The following is a 16,172-nucleotide window of genomic DNA, read 5'->3' on the forward strand; positions in this document are numbered from 1 at the left end:
ATGCAATGACTGACAAACGTGCGGTAATTCTGCTTTCCGGGGGCCTCGACTCGGCTACCGTGGTGGCCATGGCCAAGGCCGAAGGCTACCAGTGCTACACCATGAGTTTCGACTACGGCCAGCGCCATCGTGCTGAGCTGAACGCCGCTGCGCGGGTCGCCCGTGACCTGGGTGTGGTCGAGCACAAGGTGATCGGCTTGAACCTGGACGGCATTGGCGGGTCGGCCCTGACCGACGCCAGCATCGACGTGCCAGAGGCACCGACCGAGGGCATCCCGGTCACTTACGTGCCGGCGCGCAATACCGTGTTCCTGTCCCTGGCCCTGGGCTGGGCAGAGGTGCTGGAGGCGCGGGATATTTTCATCGGCGTCAACGCCGTGGACTATTCGGGTTATCCGGATTGCCGTCCGGAATTTGTCGAAGCGTTCGAGCGCATGGCCAACCTGGCTACCAAGGCCGGGGTCGAGGGCCGGGGTTTCCGCATCCAGGCCCCCCTGCAGAACCTGAGCAAGGCACAAATCGTCCAGGCCGGTATTGCCCGTGGCGTGGACTACAGCCTGACGGTTTCCTGCTATCAGGCCGACGATGAAGGCCGTGCCTGCGGTAAATGCGACAGCTGCCGCCTGCGTGCCGACGGCTTCAAGGCAGCGGGTGTAGAAGACCCGACACGATATTTTTAAATTATTTTGCGATGGGGTGTTGATTTCCTGTTAGAAATCAGTATTATACGCGCCATCCAACGGGTCGTTAGCTCAGTTGGTAGAGCAGTTGGCTTTTAACCAATTGGTCGTAGGTTCGAATCCTACACGACCCACCATACGCTGTAAGTCAAAGCCCGCGTCCTGCAAAGGTCGCGGGCTTTTTCGTTTTGTGTGTCGAACTCAGTGGCCGGGCTTGCCTTAGAGCGCGGTGTGACTGACACACCGCGATCGCGGGACAAGTTCGCTCTTACCTTAGAACGCGTAGGTAGCCGAGAGGATCGCCGAACGGGCATCGCCATATTCGATGGCTGAAGAGCGAGCATCGGTACCGTTCTGCTGACGCACACGTTCGACGTAGTCTTTGTCGAACAGGTTGTTGACGTTCAGCTGCAGGTCGAGGTTCTCGTTGACCCGGTAACCGACCATCGCGTTGTGCAACCAGTAGGCGTCAAGCTTGGCGGTGGTACTGGAGGTCACGTTGCGCTCGCTGACGTAACGTGCGCCATAACCCAGGGTCCAGCCAGCGGGCAGCTCGTAGGTGGTCCAGAGGTTGAGCGAGCGCGGGGGCGTGTTGCCCAGCGCCTGGCCCTCACGGGCGATGCCAGCGGCGGTGTCGGCGGCTTCAAGGGTTTCACTGTCGAGGAAGGTGTAGTTAGCGAACACATCCCATTGCTCAGTGATGTGACCGGTCACACCCACTTCCACGCCTTGTACGCGCTGTTTACCCGCCAGTTGGGTCGAGCCGTCGGCCATGGTTTCGCGGGCGTTGCTCTTCTCCACGCGGAACAGCGCTGCATCCAGCTCCAGACGCTTATCCAGCAGCTCCCATTTGGTCCCCAGTTCCCAGGTCTCGTTTTTCTCTGGCGCCAGGTCTTCGGTCGCAGCCGTCAGGCCTCCGCCGTTTGAGGCGAGGTTTTCGGCGGAGGGGTTGAACGAGTTGCCCCAGGCGACGTAGATACGTCCGTTCTCTGTCGGTTTGTAAACCAGGCCCGCGCGGCCGCTGAGTTTTTCGTCGGTGGATTCGAGGTCGGAGGTCTTGACGTGAGCTGCTGAGTAGCCCTGAGATTCACCTTTGAACTTGTCATAGCGCAGCCCCAGGTTCAGGTCCCATTGCTCGTGCAGGGCGATGGTGTCGAACACATAGAGTGCCTGGTTGGTCAGTTCAGTTTCGGTGTAGCCGCTGGTGGCCTTGTTGATCGGGCCAGACCAGTGGCCGGGCGGATTGCTCAAGTCATAACCGTCGCTTGGGTACAAGGTAGCGCCCAGGCCATGGTTGTAGGTCTTCAGGTCCAGGGTTTCTCGTGAGACCTCCACGCCAGTGACCAGGTCATGGCGCATGCCCAGCACATTGAAGTTGCTGATCAGGTTGGTCTGGTTGATCCACATTTCGGTGGTCGCATCGCGGCCATAGCCCTGTGGGCCTGCCGGACGGTAGCGGCCCGAGGGGACACCCTCGGTGTTGACGTGCGAGGCGGACACAGTGGTGTCACGGGCGATATGGCTATAGCGGGTGAGGTTCTGCAGGCGCAGGTTGTCGTTGAAGTCGTGCTCGAAGTTGGCTGTGAGCGAGCTTTGCTCGATCTCTTCTTTATCAAGGTTTTTCCAGCCGAAATAGTCTTCGCGATCGACGCCACCCAATCTCTTGCCGTCGAGGGCCGGTACCCCATAGTCAGGCAGGTTGTCGTCCACCTGATGGAACGCACTCAGGGTCAGGCGCGTGGATTCGCTCAGCCCCAGGCGCAGGGACGGGGCGATACCCCAACGCTCACGATCAATTTCCTCGCGACCGGCGACATCGTTCTGGTGGCCCATGAGGTTGACCCGGAACGCACTGTTATCACCCACGCCCTCCAGAGGCTGGTTGCTGTCCAGGGTCATGCGGTAGTAGTTGTCGGTACCGACACTGCCACCCAGGCGGGTGAAGGCGCGATCCTGCGGCTGCTTGCTGATGATGTTGATGCTGCCGCCGGTAGTACCGGCACCGCCGAACACCGAGTTCGGCCCCTTGATCACTTCGACTTGCTCGACATTGAAGGTGTCGGTGCGATTGGTCTGGGCGCTGTCGCGCAAGCCGTCAATCTGGATGTTGCTGTTGGCCGAGAAGCCACGGATGTTGATGCTGTCACCCGAGCCACCGCCGCCTTCGCCAGCGTTGAAGGTGATGCCTGAGACGTTGGACAGCACTTGGCGAAGGCTCAGGGCTTGCTGCTCCTGAATCACCTGGGCAGGCACTACAGTGATGGTCTGAGGGGTATCGAGCAGTGATGTGGCGATTTTGCTCGATGCTGAGTGCTCGGTTTTGTAGGTGCTGTCGGGTTTGGCGTCAACGTTGATGTTGTCCAGTTGCAGGGGCTTTTGCTGCGATTGCTCGGCGAGCGCAAGACTGCTTGAAGACGCAACGGCTAAGCCAAGGGCGGAAGCGATGAAGGGGCTGGAGGAACGGGTGAGGGAGGGCGAGCCTGGCATGTTGAGTGCGACCTAATGAGACAAAAAATTATTTGTTATTGAGAATCATTGGTAATCGTATATGCACTCTGTCGCATTTGAGAAACATTTTCACATGCTTCAAATGTAAGTAAATGTTACAAGCTGCTGAGGGCGTTGGCGGCGGGGGAGGTTTGCAAGGCTAAAGCCATCTGGTCGTCAGATAGTCGTCAGGCCTTGCGGGCAAGGTACTGGAAAGGCTCAGACTGATTTATAGTAGCCGCCTCTCCAATGGTGTCTTCGGGATTAGGGAAGTCGTGTGTTTTTGAGGTTTGTTCTGATCGCCGTAATACTGGCGATATCGGCGTGCAGTTCCCACACCCCCAGCCCGCATGTCTCCGCCAACAAAGCCATGAACGGTGGCTACAAGGTCAAGCGCGGCGATACTTTGTATTCGATTGCCTCGCGTCATGGCTGGAGTTTCAAGGAGCTGGCGCGTGTCAACGGGATCAGCCCGCCTTACGCAGTCAATGTCGGCCAGACTATCCGTTTTACTGGTTCGACAACCACGACGAGAACCGCGACCAGTACTGTCAGCAAGAGCAAGCCCACTGCCGTGGTCAGCAAGGTGACCTTGCGCGGTTGGGCGTGGCCGCTGCAAGGCACAGTGATCGGCCGTTACTCCGCAGCCGACAAACTCAGCAAGGGCATTCGCATTGCCGCTACGCAGGGACAGGCGGTTTTCGCTAGCCTCGGCGGTAAGGTGGCGTTCGCAACCAATATCCGCGGCTATGGCAACCTGATCATCCTCCAGCACGGCACGTCCCACGCCAGTGTCTACGGCCATAACAGCAGGCTGCTGGTCAAGGAGGGGCAAACCGTCAGCAAAGGCCAGAAGATCGCCGAAGCAGGTGATCTGGATGCCGATCGCGTGCAGCTGTACTTCGAGATTCGACAGAACGGCAAACCGGTAAATCCGCTGAGCGTACTGCCAGCCGAAGGCTGAACTACTGGTACTTGATCACGATACCTTTGAGTTTGCGTCCTTCGACCGAATGTATGTCACGGTCCCACAGCGGTCCGCTGACGTAGGCCGACAGCGGCGCAGCACTTCGACATTGGCGGCGTTGGTGGGGGTTGAGTGGGCAACCCCGACGTACTTGGTAGTGCGTGCATCAATGCTGCTGCAGCCGGCCAACACCAGCAGCAGCGCGCCTGACAAGCAGAGCTTGCTGACCATACCCTCCAGTGCCCGTTGCCCAGCGCAACCGCAACTTAGCTGACAGTAGCTGCAATTGAGTCGCAGGCAAGAGCCTGGAGAAGGGCGGGGGCGCAAGGCTCAGCCCAGTACCTCGCGCAGCCGGTACCACATCATGCCCAGGGCCAGCAGCGGTGAGCGCAGGGCCTTGCCGCCGGGGAAAGTCATGTGCGGCACGGCGCTGAACACATCCATGCCCTGGCTGTGGCCAACATCGATTGCCTCGGCCAGCAGGCGTGCGGTCCAGTGGGTGACGTTCAGGCCATGCCCGGAGTACCCCATGGCGTAGTACACGTTGGGGTGTTGCGACAGGCGGCCAACCTGAGGAAAGCGATTGGCGGTGATGCCGATCTTGCCGCCCCACTGAAATTCGATGCGGGTGTCGGCCAGTTGCGGGAACACCTTGAGCATCTTCGGTCGCATGTACGCTGCGATATCCAGCGGGTCGCGCCCGGAGTAATGACAGGCACCGCCGAACAGCAGGCGCCGGTCTGCTGTGAGCCGGTAATAGTCCAGGCCGACTTTCTGGTCGCACAGCGCCAGGTTCTGCGGGATCAGTTCTTTGGCCTGCGCGGCTGACAAGGGTTCGGTGGTGATGATGTAACTGCCAGCGGGCAGTACTTTGCCGCTGAGGCGCGGCTCGAGCTCTTCCAGGTGAGCGTTGCAGGCCAGCACCAGGCTGCCGGCTCGTACACTGCCGTGAGCGCAGCGTACCTGTGCGGTGGCACCGTGGTTGATCTCCAGCACCGGGCTGTGTTCAAAGATCCGTACACCCAGAGAGGCTGCCACACGCGCTTCGCCCAGTACCAGGTTGAGCGGATGCAAGTGGCCCGAGCCACGGTCGATCAAGCCACCAGCGTACGCCGAGGAGGCGACCACTTCGTGCATCTGCCCAGGGCCAACCAATTGGGTTTCGTGGCGGTAGTCCAAGGCTGCCAGGCTGTCCTGCTCGGCGCGAAAGGCGGCGAACTGGGCCGGGGTATTGGCCAGTTCGCAAAAGCCCCAGCGCAGGTCGCAGTCGATGTTGTGCTCGTTGATGCGCTTGGCTACCACTTCGACTGATTCGATGCCGGCACGCTGCAGGTATTTCACCCCGTCCTCGCCGACGTAGCGGGCAAAACCTTCGACCTCATGGCCGATACCGCGAATCAGCTGACCGCCGTTGCGCCCGCTGGCGCCCCAGCCGATGCGCCGGGCTTCCAGAAGGATCACCGAGAGACCGCGCTGGGCCAGTTCGATAGCAGTATTGACGCCGGTAAAACCGCCGCCGATCACGCACACGTCGGCACTGAGCTCAGCGCTCAGCACAGGGTGTTCAGGCATCTCACCGACCGATGCCCGGTAGTAGGAGCTGGCGTGTTGCGCAGCAGGATTCATAGAGGCTCCCTGGTTCATTTGTTCGACTTCACTTTGCTCCAGGAGCGGGTCATTACGCGCATGATCTGCGGGGTTGGGGTATTGGATACATACAGTTTGTCCAGCACCGCTTGCGGCGGGTACACCTCGGGGTTGTTGACCAGATCGGCGTCCATGTACTGCTGGGACGGTGGAACGGCGTTGGCGTAACCGACGGTGGCGCTGACCTTGGCGATCACTTGCGGGTCGAGCAGGTAGTTAACAAAGGCATAGGCTTCTTTCGGGTTGCTGGCGTCGGCGGGAATGGCCAGCAGATCGAACCACAGGTTGGCGCCTTCCTTGGGAATGGCATAGGCAATGTTGACGCCGTTGTTGGCTTCCTTGGCGCGGTTGGCCGCCTGGAAGACATCGCCGGAGTAGCCGAAGGCCACGCAGATATCACCGTTGGCCAGGTCCGAGACGTACTTGGAGGAGTGGAAGTAGGTGATGTACGGGCGCAGGGTCAGCAGCTTGGCCTCGGCCTTTTTGTAGTCCTCGACACTGTTGCTGCGCGGGTCCATGCCCATGTAGTTGAGGATCGACGGGAACAGTTCATCCGCCGAGTCCATGAAGGACACACCGCATTTGCTCAGCTTCTTGAGGTTCTCCGGTTCGAACATCACCGCCCATGAGTCGATGTGATCGATCCCCAGCACCTGCTTGACCTTGTCGACGTTGTAGCCGATGCCATTGGTGCCCCACAGGTAGGGTACCGAATGCTGATTGCCGGCGTCGTTCTCTTCCAGGGCCTTGAGCAGCACCGGGTCGAGGTTCTTCCAGTTCGGCAATTGCTCGCGGTCGAGTTTCAGGAACGCGCCAGCTTTGACCTGGCGCGCGAGAAAGTGGTTGGAAGGCACGACCACGTCGTAGCCGGTGCGACCGGCCAGCAACTTGCCTTCCAGGGTTTCGTTGGAGTCGAACACGTCATAGATGACCTTGATACCGGTGCTGCCCTGGAAATCCGCCAGGGTGGTTTCACCGATATAGTCGGTCCAGTTGTACACGCTGACACTGGGCTGGGCCTGGGCCACGGCGCTGACCAGCAGCGCCAGGGTTGCACTTGCAACTGTTTTAAATGAACGCATATCGACACCTCTTGGAATTGTTTTATCGATGTTTGTTACGCCGCACGGCTCAGACGCTGAGCAGCAAGAACTCCCGCTCCCACGAGCTGATCACGCGCTTGAAGTTTTCGTGCTCGGCACGCTTGACCGCCACATAGCCACGCACGAACCTGCTGCCCAGGTGCTGCTCGACGCTCGGGCAGTCTTCCATGTTGGCCAAGGCGTCTTCGATGGTGATCGGCAGGCGCAGGTTGCGCCGCTCATAGGCGCGGCCCTGCACCGGCGCGCTGGGGTTGATCTTTTCGACCATGCCCAGGTAGCCGCACAGCAGGCTCGCGGCAATCGCCAGGTAAGGGTTGGCGTCGGCGCCGGGTAGGCGGTTTTCCACGCGCATGGCCTCGGGGCTCGAGGTCGGCACGCGCAGGCCCACAGTACGGTTCTCTTCACCCCACTCGACGTTCACCGGCGCCGAGGTGTCGGGCAGGAAGCGGCGGAATGAGTTGACGTTGGGGGCGAACATTGGCAACACCTTGGGGATGTACTTCTGCAGACCACCGATGTGCTGCAGGAACAGCTCGCTCATCTGCCCATCTTCATTGACGAAGATCGGTTTGCCGGTGGCGATGTCGACCACGCTCTGGTGCAGGTGCATGGCGCTGCCGGGTTCGTCGCCCACAGGCTTGGCCATGAAGGTGGCGGTGACATTGTGCTTGAGCGCTGCCTCACGCATGGTGCGTTTGAACACGGTGATCTGGTCGGCCAGGTCGAGGGCGTCGCCGTGGCGGAAGTTGATCTCCATCTGCGCCGGGCCGTCTTCGTGGATCAGCGTGTCGAGGTCCAGGCCCTGGGCTTCGCACCAGTCGTAGACGTCTTCGAACAGCGGGTCGAATTCGTTGGCGGCATCAATGGAGAACGACTGCCGACCGCTTTCGGCGCGGCCTGAACGGCCCAGCGGGGCCTGCAGAGGCAGGTCCGGGTCTTCGCAGCGCTGGGTCAGGTAGAACTCCATCTCGGGCGCGACGATCGGCTGCCAGCCCTTGTCGGCATACAGCTTGAGCACTTTTTTCAGGACGTTGCGTGGCGACAGTTCAATCGGGTTGCCCTGCTTGTCGAAGGTGTCGTGGATGACGATGGCGGTCGGCTCGATAGCCCACGGCACCACGTATACAGCAGCTGAGTCCGGGCGGCAGATCATGTCGATGTCGGCCGGATCAAGCAGGTCGTAGTAGATGTCGTCGTCGACGAAATCCCCGGTTACCGTTTGCAACAACACACTTTCCGGCAGGCGCATGCCTCGCTCATGCAGGAACTTGTTGGTGGGTGCGATTTTGCCGCGGGCGATACCGGTCAGGTCACTGACCACGCACTCGACTTCGGTAATCTTGTGTTCTTTCAGCCACGCAGACAGCTGATCGAAAGGGGCATTCATAAAGACCTCGTTATTGGTTTTATTCCGCGCCAGGACCAGCGATCAAGGCCGGTATGCCGTCTGGACGACTTCCCCTGCAGCGCGTTGAGGTCTATCTTGGGTGAGCCTTGAACATCCATCTATCCACTTTTCGCAGGATAAAACGCACCAAAAGAGTGCGTAAAGAGCAGCTCATGACAGCGGCAAATCCGTTTCAGGTACAAGCTTTCAGCACCGCCGACGTCGGCGAACAAGTGCGTGCCACGCCCAGTTGGACCCAGCATTACCAGCAGATGTCGCCTGGGCATTTTGCCGGTCAGGTGCGTTGTCTGGACCTGCAGGGCGTGGAGATCTATGAAGAATTCATGAACACCCGGGTCGAGCAGAACTTCAGTGCGCCAGCGGGTGCCCTGGCGTTCTGTTTCGATCGCACCGACAACAGCCTGTACCTGCTCAACGGCGAGAGCCGCAACATCTGGATTACTCCGGAGAACTACCAGGAAGTGGCTGTGGTGTTCGGCCCGGCGTTCGTCCAGCGTCACAGCCTGGACATCGCCCGCCTCGAAGGGCTGTTCATGGCGCCGCTCAATTCGGAGCAGAACGCGCTGTTCGGGCGCTGGTTGAGCAGCACCCTGACGCGCCTGGGGCAGGAGACCGACCTGCCGAACCGTGAAGCGCTGGCCGAGCAACTGCTTGAAGACTGCCTGTTCATTCTCGACAACGCCTGCGTGCGCCTGGACCGCAGCGGCCTGTGGCGGCGTACCGAGGAGCGCATGATCATGCGCCGGGTTGGCGAATGGGCCGCCGACTGCCCGGAAGAAACGCTCAACTTGCTGGAACTGGCACAGGTCGCCGGGGTGTCGTTGCGCCAGCTGCAGCAGGCGTTCAAGGCCTTTACCGGTATGACCCCGGCGCACTGGTTGCGTTTGCGTCGCCTGAACAGCGCGCGTCGCGAGCTGCTGGGGGCGCGGGCGGGCGCCAGTACCGTGGCCGAAGTGGCCATGCATTGGTCGTTCTGGCATCTGGGGCGGTTCTCCAGCAGCTACCAGCAATTGTTCAAAGAGTTGCCCAGCGAAACGCTGAAACGAGCACAGCAGCGCACTTGAGCTGTGAAAAGCCGGGTATCTGACGCTGTCGGCCATAGGGCCAGCAGTGGTATGTTCTGTCGAATAAATGAAGTCGATAGATTGGAAAGACCATGCCAAGAGCCTCCCACCAAGACCTGCGTCGCGCGTTTCGTCAACTCCTTGCTTCCCCTGCCTGTTACCACACGGCTTCCGTGTTTGACCCGATGTCGGCGCGTATCGCCGCCGATCTGGGTTTCGAGGTAGGTATTCTGGGTGGTTCGGTCGCTTCCCTGCAGGTGCTGGCTGCGCCTGATTTCGCCCTGATTACCCTTAGCGAGTTCGCCGAGCAGGCCACGCGTATTGGCCGGGTGGCGCAGTTGCCGGTGATTGCCGACGCCGACCACGGCTACGGCAATGCCTTGAACGTCATGCGCACGGTCACCGAGCTGGAGCGTGCCGGCATCGCCGCGCTGACGATTGAAGACACCCTGCTGCCTGCCCAGTTCGGGCGCAAGTCCACCGACCTGATCAGCATTGCCGAGGGCGTCGGCAAAATTCGTGCGGCCCTGGAGGCGCGCGTCGATCCGGAGCTGTCGATCATCGCCCGGACCAACGCCGCGTTGATCCCGGTTGAAGAAGTGATTGCCCGCACCGTGGCCTATCAGAACGCCGGCGCCGACGCACTGTGCATGGTCGGCATCCGCGACTTCGAACACCTCGAACAGATCGCCGAACACCTGAGTGTGCCGTTGATGCTGGTGACCTACGGCAACCCGCAGTTGCACGACGATGCACGCCTGGCGCAACTGGGTGTACGCATTGCCGTAGACGGCCACGGCGCTTATTTTGCCGCGATCAAGGCCACCTACGACTGCCTGCGTGAACAACGGCGGATCACCAGCAGTGCCTCGGATCTGAGCGCTACCGAACTTACCCATACCTACACGGTACCTGGCGATTACATCGTCTGGGCCCGTGAGTACATGGATGTCAACGAATAGGCCACAGGCCTTGCAGCAACAACTCTCAACAAATGGACAAGCGGAACAATTCATGAAGAAGACAGTAGGTGTACTTTCAGGCCTGGTAGTTGCCGTGGCTGCAGCCTGCACGGCCGGTGCCTGGTACACCGGCAAGCAATTGCCTGAAGTGCTCGAGCAGGCCATGGCGCAAGCCAATGTTCAGCTCAAGCAGTCGTCGGGGTTGAGCGGCAAAGTGACCCTGGAACTGACGTCGCTGGAGTCACACCTGTTCTCCAGTACTGCGCATTACCGGGTCAAGGTCACAGAGCTTAAGGGCGCTGATGCGTCGGGAAGTTTCGAGCTGGGTTTTGTCGATCATATCGAGCACGGCCCGCTGCCCTGGAGTCGGCTCAAGGCGTTGAAACTCATGCCGGTGATGGCGGCCAGCAACTACGCCTTGGAGAAGGACGCGTTCACCGCCGAGTGGTTCGCCGCCAGCGGTGAGGTGCCGCCGGTATTCGGGCAGAACAGCCTGGGCTACGACGGCTCGACAGAAGGCACGCTGACCATGCCGCCGATGCAAGTGACCGAGGTGGGTGGGGCCACGACCAAATTCTCCGGTCTGGTGCTTCAGGCCAGCGGCACGCGCGATGGCGAGCAGATCAAGTTCAGTGGTGCTGCGCCGAGCTTTAGCCTGAACCATGTCGATGAGCAAAGCGGGCGGTTGAAGATAGAGCTCAAGAACCTGAGCCTTGTCGGTGACTTGAACAAGACACCCTATGGTTTCTATGTCGGGCGCACCGACATGATGCTCGACCAGGTCAGTGCGAGTATCGGCGAGGAGCAGAAAGTACTGTTGTTGAAGCAACTTGAGCAGCGCAGCGAGTCCCGGGCGGATGGCGATCAGTTTGGCGGGAGCATTGTCTACAAAGTTGGCGACATCAACTTTGATGGCCAGCCGGTAGGTTCCAGTGCAATGGTCTGGAACATGAAGAACATTGATATGCCAGCCATGCAGACCTTGCTTGCCTGGTACCAGAGCCGTCTGCCGGAGTTCGAGGCAGCAGCAGCGCAAGGTCAGGTTTTGCCGTCCTTGCCGATGACCGAGGCAGAAAAAGCCCAGGTCAGCGCCAATGTCCAGCAACTACTGGCCGCGAAGCCGCAGATTGCCCTGGAGGACTTCTCGTTCAAGACTGCCAATGGGGAAAGTCACTTCAAGCTGAGTGTCGATCTGGGCAAGCCGTCTTCCCTGGAGCTGCCATCGGCTGAACTGTACAAACAGATGATCACCCAGGTGCAAAGCACACTGCAGTTGTCCAAACCCATGATTGGCGACCTGGCAACCTTGCAGGCCCGCCTGCAGGGCCAGAGCGACGCGCAGGTGCTTGCCCAGCAAGCGTCGCAAACCGGGGAAATGGTCGGCATGATGGCCGTGCAGAGCCAGATGGCCACGGTGCAGGGCAACGACATCCTGGCGAGCGTGCACTACGCCGACGGCATGATCGACTTCAATGGCCAGAAAATGACCGTCGAGCAGTTTGCCAGCCTGATCATGGCCAACCTTGGCGCCATGCGCCCGACCGAAGGCTGATGGCTTGCCCCGGGGCGACAAGTCAGTCGTTCCGGGGCTTGTTTCACTAAAAAAACCTTTTGAATTCATCCGATTATCTGTAGCCTTCGGCATCCTATAAAACCCGAGGCCGCAGAAGGTCTTTGGTTCTGCCTGCAATGCCGTTCAGCGCTTTGCCTGCAGAGCCGGCAACCGATTTGCCAGGGCTCGGTGATACACTCGACTTACGCGCTCAAGCGCCTGCAGGTCCAGCGATCATGACCCATATTTCCGAACGCCTTTTGGTCCAAGCCCACCTCGATGCCAAGCAGCCCAAGCCGCTGACACCCGAGCAAGAGGCTGACTACCGCGCCGCCATCGCCGCCGAGCTCAAGGCGCAGAATGCGGTGCTGGTTGCCCATTACTACTGTGATCCAGTGATCCAGGCACTGGCCGAGGAAACCGGCGGCTGCGTGTCCGACTCGCTGGAAATGGCCCGTTTCGGCAACAAGCACCCAGCCAGCACAGTGATCGTCGCCGGCGTGCGCTTCATGGGCGAGACGGCAAAAATCCTCAACCCGGAAAAGCGCGTACTGATGCCGACCCTGGAAGCGACCTGTTCGCTTGACCTGGGTTGCCCGGTCGAAGAGTTTTCGGCGTTCTGCGACAAACACCCGGAACGCACCGTGGTGGTTTATGCCAACACCTCGGCGGCGGTCAAAGCCCGTGCCGACTGGGTGGTGACCTCCAGCTGCGCGCTGGAAATCGTCGAGAGCCTGATGGACAACGGCGAAACCATCATCTGGGGCCCGGACCAGCACTTGGGCCGTTACATCCAGAAACAGACCGGCGCTGACATGCTGCTCTGGGATGGCGCCTGCATCGTCCATGAAGAGTTCAAGTCGCGGCAGTTGGCCGATATGAAGGCCTTGTACCCCGATGCCGCGATCCTGGTGCACCCGGAGTCGCCGGAAGCAGTGATTGATCTGGCGGATGCCGTCGGCTCTACCAGTCAGCTTATTGCTGCGGCGCAAACCCTGCCGAACAAGACCTTCATCGTCGCTACTGACCGCGGTATCTTCTACAAGATGCAGCAGCTGTGCCCGGACAAGGTCTTCATCGAGGCGCCAACGGCCGGTAACGGGGCGGCCTGCCGTAGCTGCGCCCATTGCCCGTGGATGGCCATGAACACCTTGGAGCGCACCCTGCAGTGCCTGCGTGAGGGCAGCAACGAGATATTCGTCGAACCTGCGCTGATTCCCCAGGCGATCAAGCCGCTCAAGCGCATGCTCGATTTTACCCAGGCGGCGCGGATGAAGTTGTCGGGTAACGCTTGAGGGATCTATCGCGGGGCAAGCCCGCTCCCATAGGGATCACCTAACCCCCGGTGGGAACGGGCTTGCCCCGCGATGCTTTTCAAATCACTAGCGCATCATGTCCTTGACCATCCGCTGCTGCTCCAGCAGCTCGCGCTGACGCGCATCGATCTTCGACGCCAGTACGAAGTTGTTGCCAGCCCGCTGCTTGGCATAGTCGAGCTGCTGCAGCGCCTGATCAAAGTCGCCCACCAGGGCAAAGTACTCGGCACGCGCCTGGTGCAAGCCGATGGTATTGCCGGACAAACCGCGAACCTCAGCCACGTCATACCAGACATCCGGATCATCCGGGCGATTCTTGAGCAGCGCATCCAGGGCCTTTTCCGCTTCAGCCGGACGGTTTTGCTTAAGCAGCAGGTCAATCCGCGCCTGTTGCAACGGGTAATTCGCCGGGTACAACGTACGCATGCGCTCGACCCGCTGCTGGGCATCGGCCAGACGATTGTTGGTAACGTCCAGGTCGATCTGCGCCAGGTTGTAGGTGACGTCGTTGGGCGCCTTGTCCAGCAAGGGCTTGAGCGCATCCCGCGCCTCGTTGAGGCGGCCACCTTTGATCAGCGCCAGGGCCAGACCGTAGCGGGCTGAGTCGAGCTTCGGGTTCTCATCCAGCTGGGCGCGGAAGCGTTTGGCGGCAAGGCCTGGGGTGCCTTCATAGATCAATGCCACCCGCGCGCGGATCAGTTGATAGCGCTGACTGTCTTCGGTGCCGCCCGTGGGCGCTTGCTCTGCACGGTTGCGGGTGTCAGCAATCCGTGATTCGGTGACCGGGTGAGTCAGGAGGAATTCCGGCGGCTTGGCATCGTAGCGGTACTGACGCATCAGGCGTTCGAACATGCTTGGCATGTTGCGCGGGTCGTAGCCGGCTTTTTCCAGGTTCTGGATGCCGATACGGTCGGCTTCCTGTTCGTTTTGCCGGGAGAAGCGCCGCTGCTCCTGAATCGCTGCAGCCTGGGTGCCGGCAATCGCGGCGATACCGGCATCGCCGGCACCGGCGGCGGCAGCGACGATGCCGACCAGCAGCGCACCCATCATCGGCAGTTGCATACGCTGCTGAGCCTCGACGCCGCGGGCAAAGTGGCGTTGCGACAAGTGCGCCAGTTCGTGGGCCAGTACCGAGGCATACTCGCCTTCGCTCTGGGCGTTGAGGAACAGGCCACCGTTGACCCCGACAATCCCGCCTGGGGCGGCAAAGGCATTGAGCTCACGGCTGTCGATGAGGATGAATTCCAGGCGTCGATCTTGCAGCTGGCTGGTTTCAGCCAGGCGGTAGACGCTGGTTTCGACATAGTCCTTGAGCTGGGGATCGTTCAGTTGATTGACATTGCCCCGCAGCAGACTCAGCCAGGCACGGCCCAACTGATGTTCCTGTTGCGGGGAAACAATGGCAGAACTGGCGTCGCCAAGTGACGGCAGGTCGTCGGCATGGCTGGGCAGCGCCATCAAACAGGCCAGCGTCAGCAGGGTAGGGCGCAGTAAATTCATGCACGAAGCTCTGGTCGACAAAGAACCTTACTGTAGCTGGCTCACACGTTGACGACCAGTGGCGGTATTCTACGAAGCTTGATTGATTCTGCCTGCCTGGAGCAACCGATGAGCGATATCCTGACGTTTGACGCTGAACTCGACGCCTGCGGCCTGAACTGCCCGCTACCGTTGCTCAAGGCGAAGATGGAGCTCAATCGTCTGGCCAGTGGCGCGGTACTCAAGGTGATCGCCACCGATGCCGGGTCGCAACGCGATTTTCGCACTTTTGCCAAATTGGCCGGTCATACGCTGCTGCTCGAAACTGCCGAGGAAGGTGTGTACACCTATTGGCTGCGCAAAGCCTGAGTTTTTTTCCTAAGGATCGTCAATGTTCAAGGTGCTTCGCGACTGGATGCAACGCTACTTCTCCGATGAAGAAGCAGTGGTATTGGCGGTCTTGCTGTTTCTGGCCTTCACTGCCGTCCTGACCCTGGGCGGTATGCTCGCTCCGGTGCTTGCCGGTATGGTCCTGGCGTTCCTCATGCAAGGGCTGGTCAACGCCCTGGAGCGGTTGCGGGTGCCGACTCGCTATGCCGTCGGCCTGGTCTTCGCCCTGTTCATGGGCGCCCTGGCGGTGTTTCTGCTGGTTCTGGTGCCGTTGCTCTGGCATCAGTTGATCACCCTGTTCAACGAGCTGCCAGGCATGCTGGGCAAGTGGCAATCGCTCTTGCTGTTGTTGCCTGAGCGATATCCACATCTGGTTTCCGATGAGCAGGTGCTGCGCGCGATCGAGGCCATGCGCGGCGAGATCGGCAAGTTCGGGCAGTGGGCGTTGACTTTTTCGCTGTCCAGCCTGCCGTTGCTGGTCAATATCATGATCTACCTGGTGCTGGTGCCGATCCTGGTGTTCTTCTTTCTCAAGGACCGCGAGCTGATTGCCCGCTGGGTCAGTGGTTACCTACCGCGTGAGCGGGGGTTGATGACCCGGGTGGCCGAGGAAATGAACCGCCAGATTGCCAACTACATTCGCGGCAAAGGCATCGAGATCCTGATCTGTGGTGTGGCGACCTACATCGCCTTCATCGCCCTGGGGCTCAACTATGCGGCGCTGCTGGCGTTGCTGGTGGGGTTGTCGGTGGTGGTGCCGTATGTCGGCGCGGTGGTGGTCACAGTGCCAGTCACCCTGATTGCCTTGTTCCAGTGGGGCTGGGGCGATCAGTTCATCTACCTGATGGCGGTGTACGCAATCATCCAGGCCCTGGATGGCAACGTATTGGTGCCGCTGCTGTTCTCTGAGGCGGTGAGCCTGCACCCGGTAGCGATCATCTGTGCGGTGTTGCTGTTTGGCGGGCTGTGGGGGTTCTGGGGGATCTTCTTTGCGATTCCGCTGGCGACCCTGTTCAAGGCGGTGCTTGATGCCTGGCCGCGGCGGGAGCCCGTAGTCGCGCCGCTACTTTAAAGCCGCGCGGGTGTAGGAGCCGGCATTGCCGGCTCCTACAAAGGC

General features: G+C 60.3%; 13 protein-coding genes and 1 tRNA gene. 9 read left to right on the plus strand and 5 right to left on the minus strand.

Going from position 1 to position 16,172, the window contains the following annotated elements; all coding sequences use genetic code 11:
* Positions 1 to 5: 5 nt before the first annotated feature.
* Together queC and C6382_RS20800 are read left to right on the plus strand one after the other, a co-directional pair.
* Positions 6 to 680 carry a 7-cyano-7-deazaguanine synthase QueC gene (gene queC / locus C6382_RS20795; protein ID WP_107026210.1) on the plus strand — a complete coding sequence of 225 codons (675 nt, stop codon included), beginning with the start codon at positions 6 to 8 and terminating at the stop codon, positions 678 to 680.
* A 61-nt stretch (positions 681 to 741) separates the two neighbouring features.
* A tRNA-Lys gene (locus C6382_RS20800) sits at positions 742 to 817 on the plus strand.
* 136 nt (positions 818 to 953) lie between these two features.
* On the opposite strand, the gene C6382_RS20805 is transcribed toward C6382_RS20800, so the two are convergent.
* Positions 954 to 3,167, minus strand: coding sequence for a TonB-dependent siderophore receptor (locus tag C6382_RS20805; RefSeq protein WP_107026211.1), 2,214 nt, complete (start codon positions 3,165 to 3,167; stop codon positions 954 to 956).
* 277 nt (positions 3,168 to 3,444) lie between these two features.
* Between C6382_RS20805 and C6382_RS20810 the strand changes: the two genes are divergently transcribed.
* Complete coding sequence (locus tag C6382_RS20810; RefSeq protein ID WP_107026212.1) at positions 3,445 to 4,131, plus strand: peptidoglycan DD-metalloendopeptidase family protein; 687 nt, start codon at positions 3,445 to 3,447, stop codon at positions 4,129 to 4,131.
* A 333-nt stretch (positions 4,132 to 4,464) separates the two neighbouring features.
* On the opposite strand, the gene C6382_RS20820 is transcribed toward C6382_RS20810, so the two are convergent.
* Genes C6382_RS20820 through C6382_RS20830 form a run of 3 tightly spaced genes read right to left on the minus strand, consistent with a single transcriptional unit; the run spans position 4,465 to position 8,271 of the window.
* Complete coding sequence (locus tag C6382_RS20820; RefSeq protein WP_107026213.1) at positions 4,465 to 5,760, minus strand: FAD-binding oxidoreductase; 1,296 nt, start codon at positions 5,758 to 5,760, stop codon at positions 4,465 to 4,467.
* A gap of 14 nt (positions 5,761 to 5,774) precedes the next feature.
* Positions 5,775 to 6,863 (minus strand): polyamine ABC transporter substrate-binding protein, encoded by a 1,089-nt coding sequence (locus tag C6382_RS20825; RefSeq protein ID WP_107026214.1) that lies wholly within the window; start codon positions 6,861 to 6,863, stop codon positions 5,775 to 5,777.
* 49 nt (positions 6,864 to 6,912) lie between these two features.
* Entirely contained in the window at positions 6,913 to 8,271 is a 1,359-nt protein-coding gene (locus C6382_RS20830; RefSeq protein WP_107026215.1) for a glutamine synthetase family protein, read from the minus strand.
* Between the two features lie 173 nt (positions 8,272 to 8,444).
* On the opposite strand from C6382_RS20830, the gene C6382_RS20835 reads away from it, so the two are divergent.
* The 4 genes from C6382_RS20835 to nadA all read left to right on the plus strand — a co-directional run bounded on the left by C6382_RS20835 (position 8,445) and on the right by nadA (position 13,165).
* Complete coding sequence (locus C6382_RS20835; protein WP_107026216.1) at positions 8,445 to 9,356, plus strand: helix-turn-helix domain-containing protein; 912 nt, start codon at positions 8,445 to 8,447, stop codon at positions 9,354 to 9,356.
* A gap of 92 nt (positions 9,357 to 9,448) precedes the next feature.
* Positions 9,449 to 10,318 carry an oxaloacetate decarboxylase gene (locus tag C6382_RS20840; RefSeq protein WP_107026217.1) on the plus strand — a complete coding sequence of 290 codons (870 nt, stop codon included), beginning with the start codon at positions 9,449 to 9,451 and terminating at the stop codon, positions 10,316 to 10,318.
* Positions 10,319 to 10,370: 52 nt separating this feature from the next.
* Entirely contained in the window at positions 10,371 to 11,870 is a 1,500-nt protein-coding gene (locus tag C6382_RS20845) for a YdgA family protein (RefSeq protein WP_107026218.1), read from the plus strand.
* Positions 11,871 to 12,106: 236 nt separating this feature from the next.
* On the plus strand, positions 12,107 to 13,165 hold the full coding sequence (nadA, locus tag C6382_RS20850) for a quinolinate synthase NadA (protein ID WP_107026219.1): 1,059 nt from the start codon (positions 12,107 to 12,109) through the stop codon (positions 13,163 to 13,165).
* An 87-nt stretch (positions 13,166 to 13,252) separates the two neighbouring features.
* Here nadA and C6382_RS20855 read toward each other — a convergent pair whose 3' ends face one another.
* Entirely contained in the window at positions 13,253 to 14,686 is a 1,434-nt protein-coding gene (locus tag C6382_RS20855) for a M48 family metalloprotease (RefSeq protein WP_107026220.1), read from the minus strand.
* A 108-nt stretch (positions 14,687 to 14,794) separates the two neighbouring features.
* Here C6382_RS20855 and C6382_RS20860 point away from each other — a divergent pair, with 108 nt between their 5' ends.
* Together C6382_RS20860 and C6382_RS20865 are read left to right on the plus strand one after the other, a co-directional pair.
* Complete coding sequence (locus C6382_RS20860; RefSeq protein ID WP_107026221.1) at positions 14,795 to 15,034, plus strand: sulfurtransferase TusA family protein; 240 nt, start codon at positions 14,795 to 14,797, stop codon at positions 15,032 to 15,034.
* 22 nt (positions 15,035 to 15,056) lie between these two features.
* Positions 15,057 to 16,127: an AI-2E family transporter gene (locus C6382_RS20865; RefSeq protein ID WP_107026222.1), complete on the plus strand. Its 1,071-nt coding sequence runs from the start codon at positions 15,057 to 15,059 to the stop codon at positions 16,125 to 16,127.
* Positions 16,128 to 16,172: the final 45 nt, after the last annotated feature.

The sequence above is a fragment of the Pseudomonas sp. BBP2017 genome (assembly GCF_003024385.1).
GTDB lineage: Bacteria > Pseudomonadota > Gammaproteobacteria > Pseudomonadales > Pseudomonadaceae > Aquipseudomonas.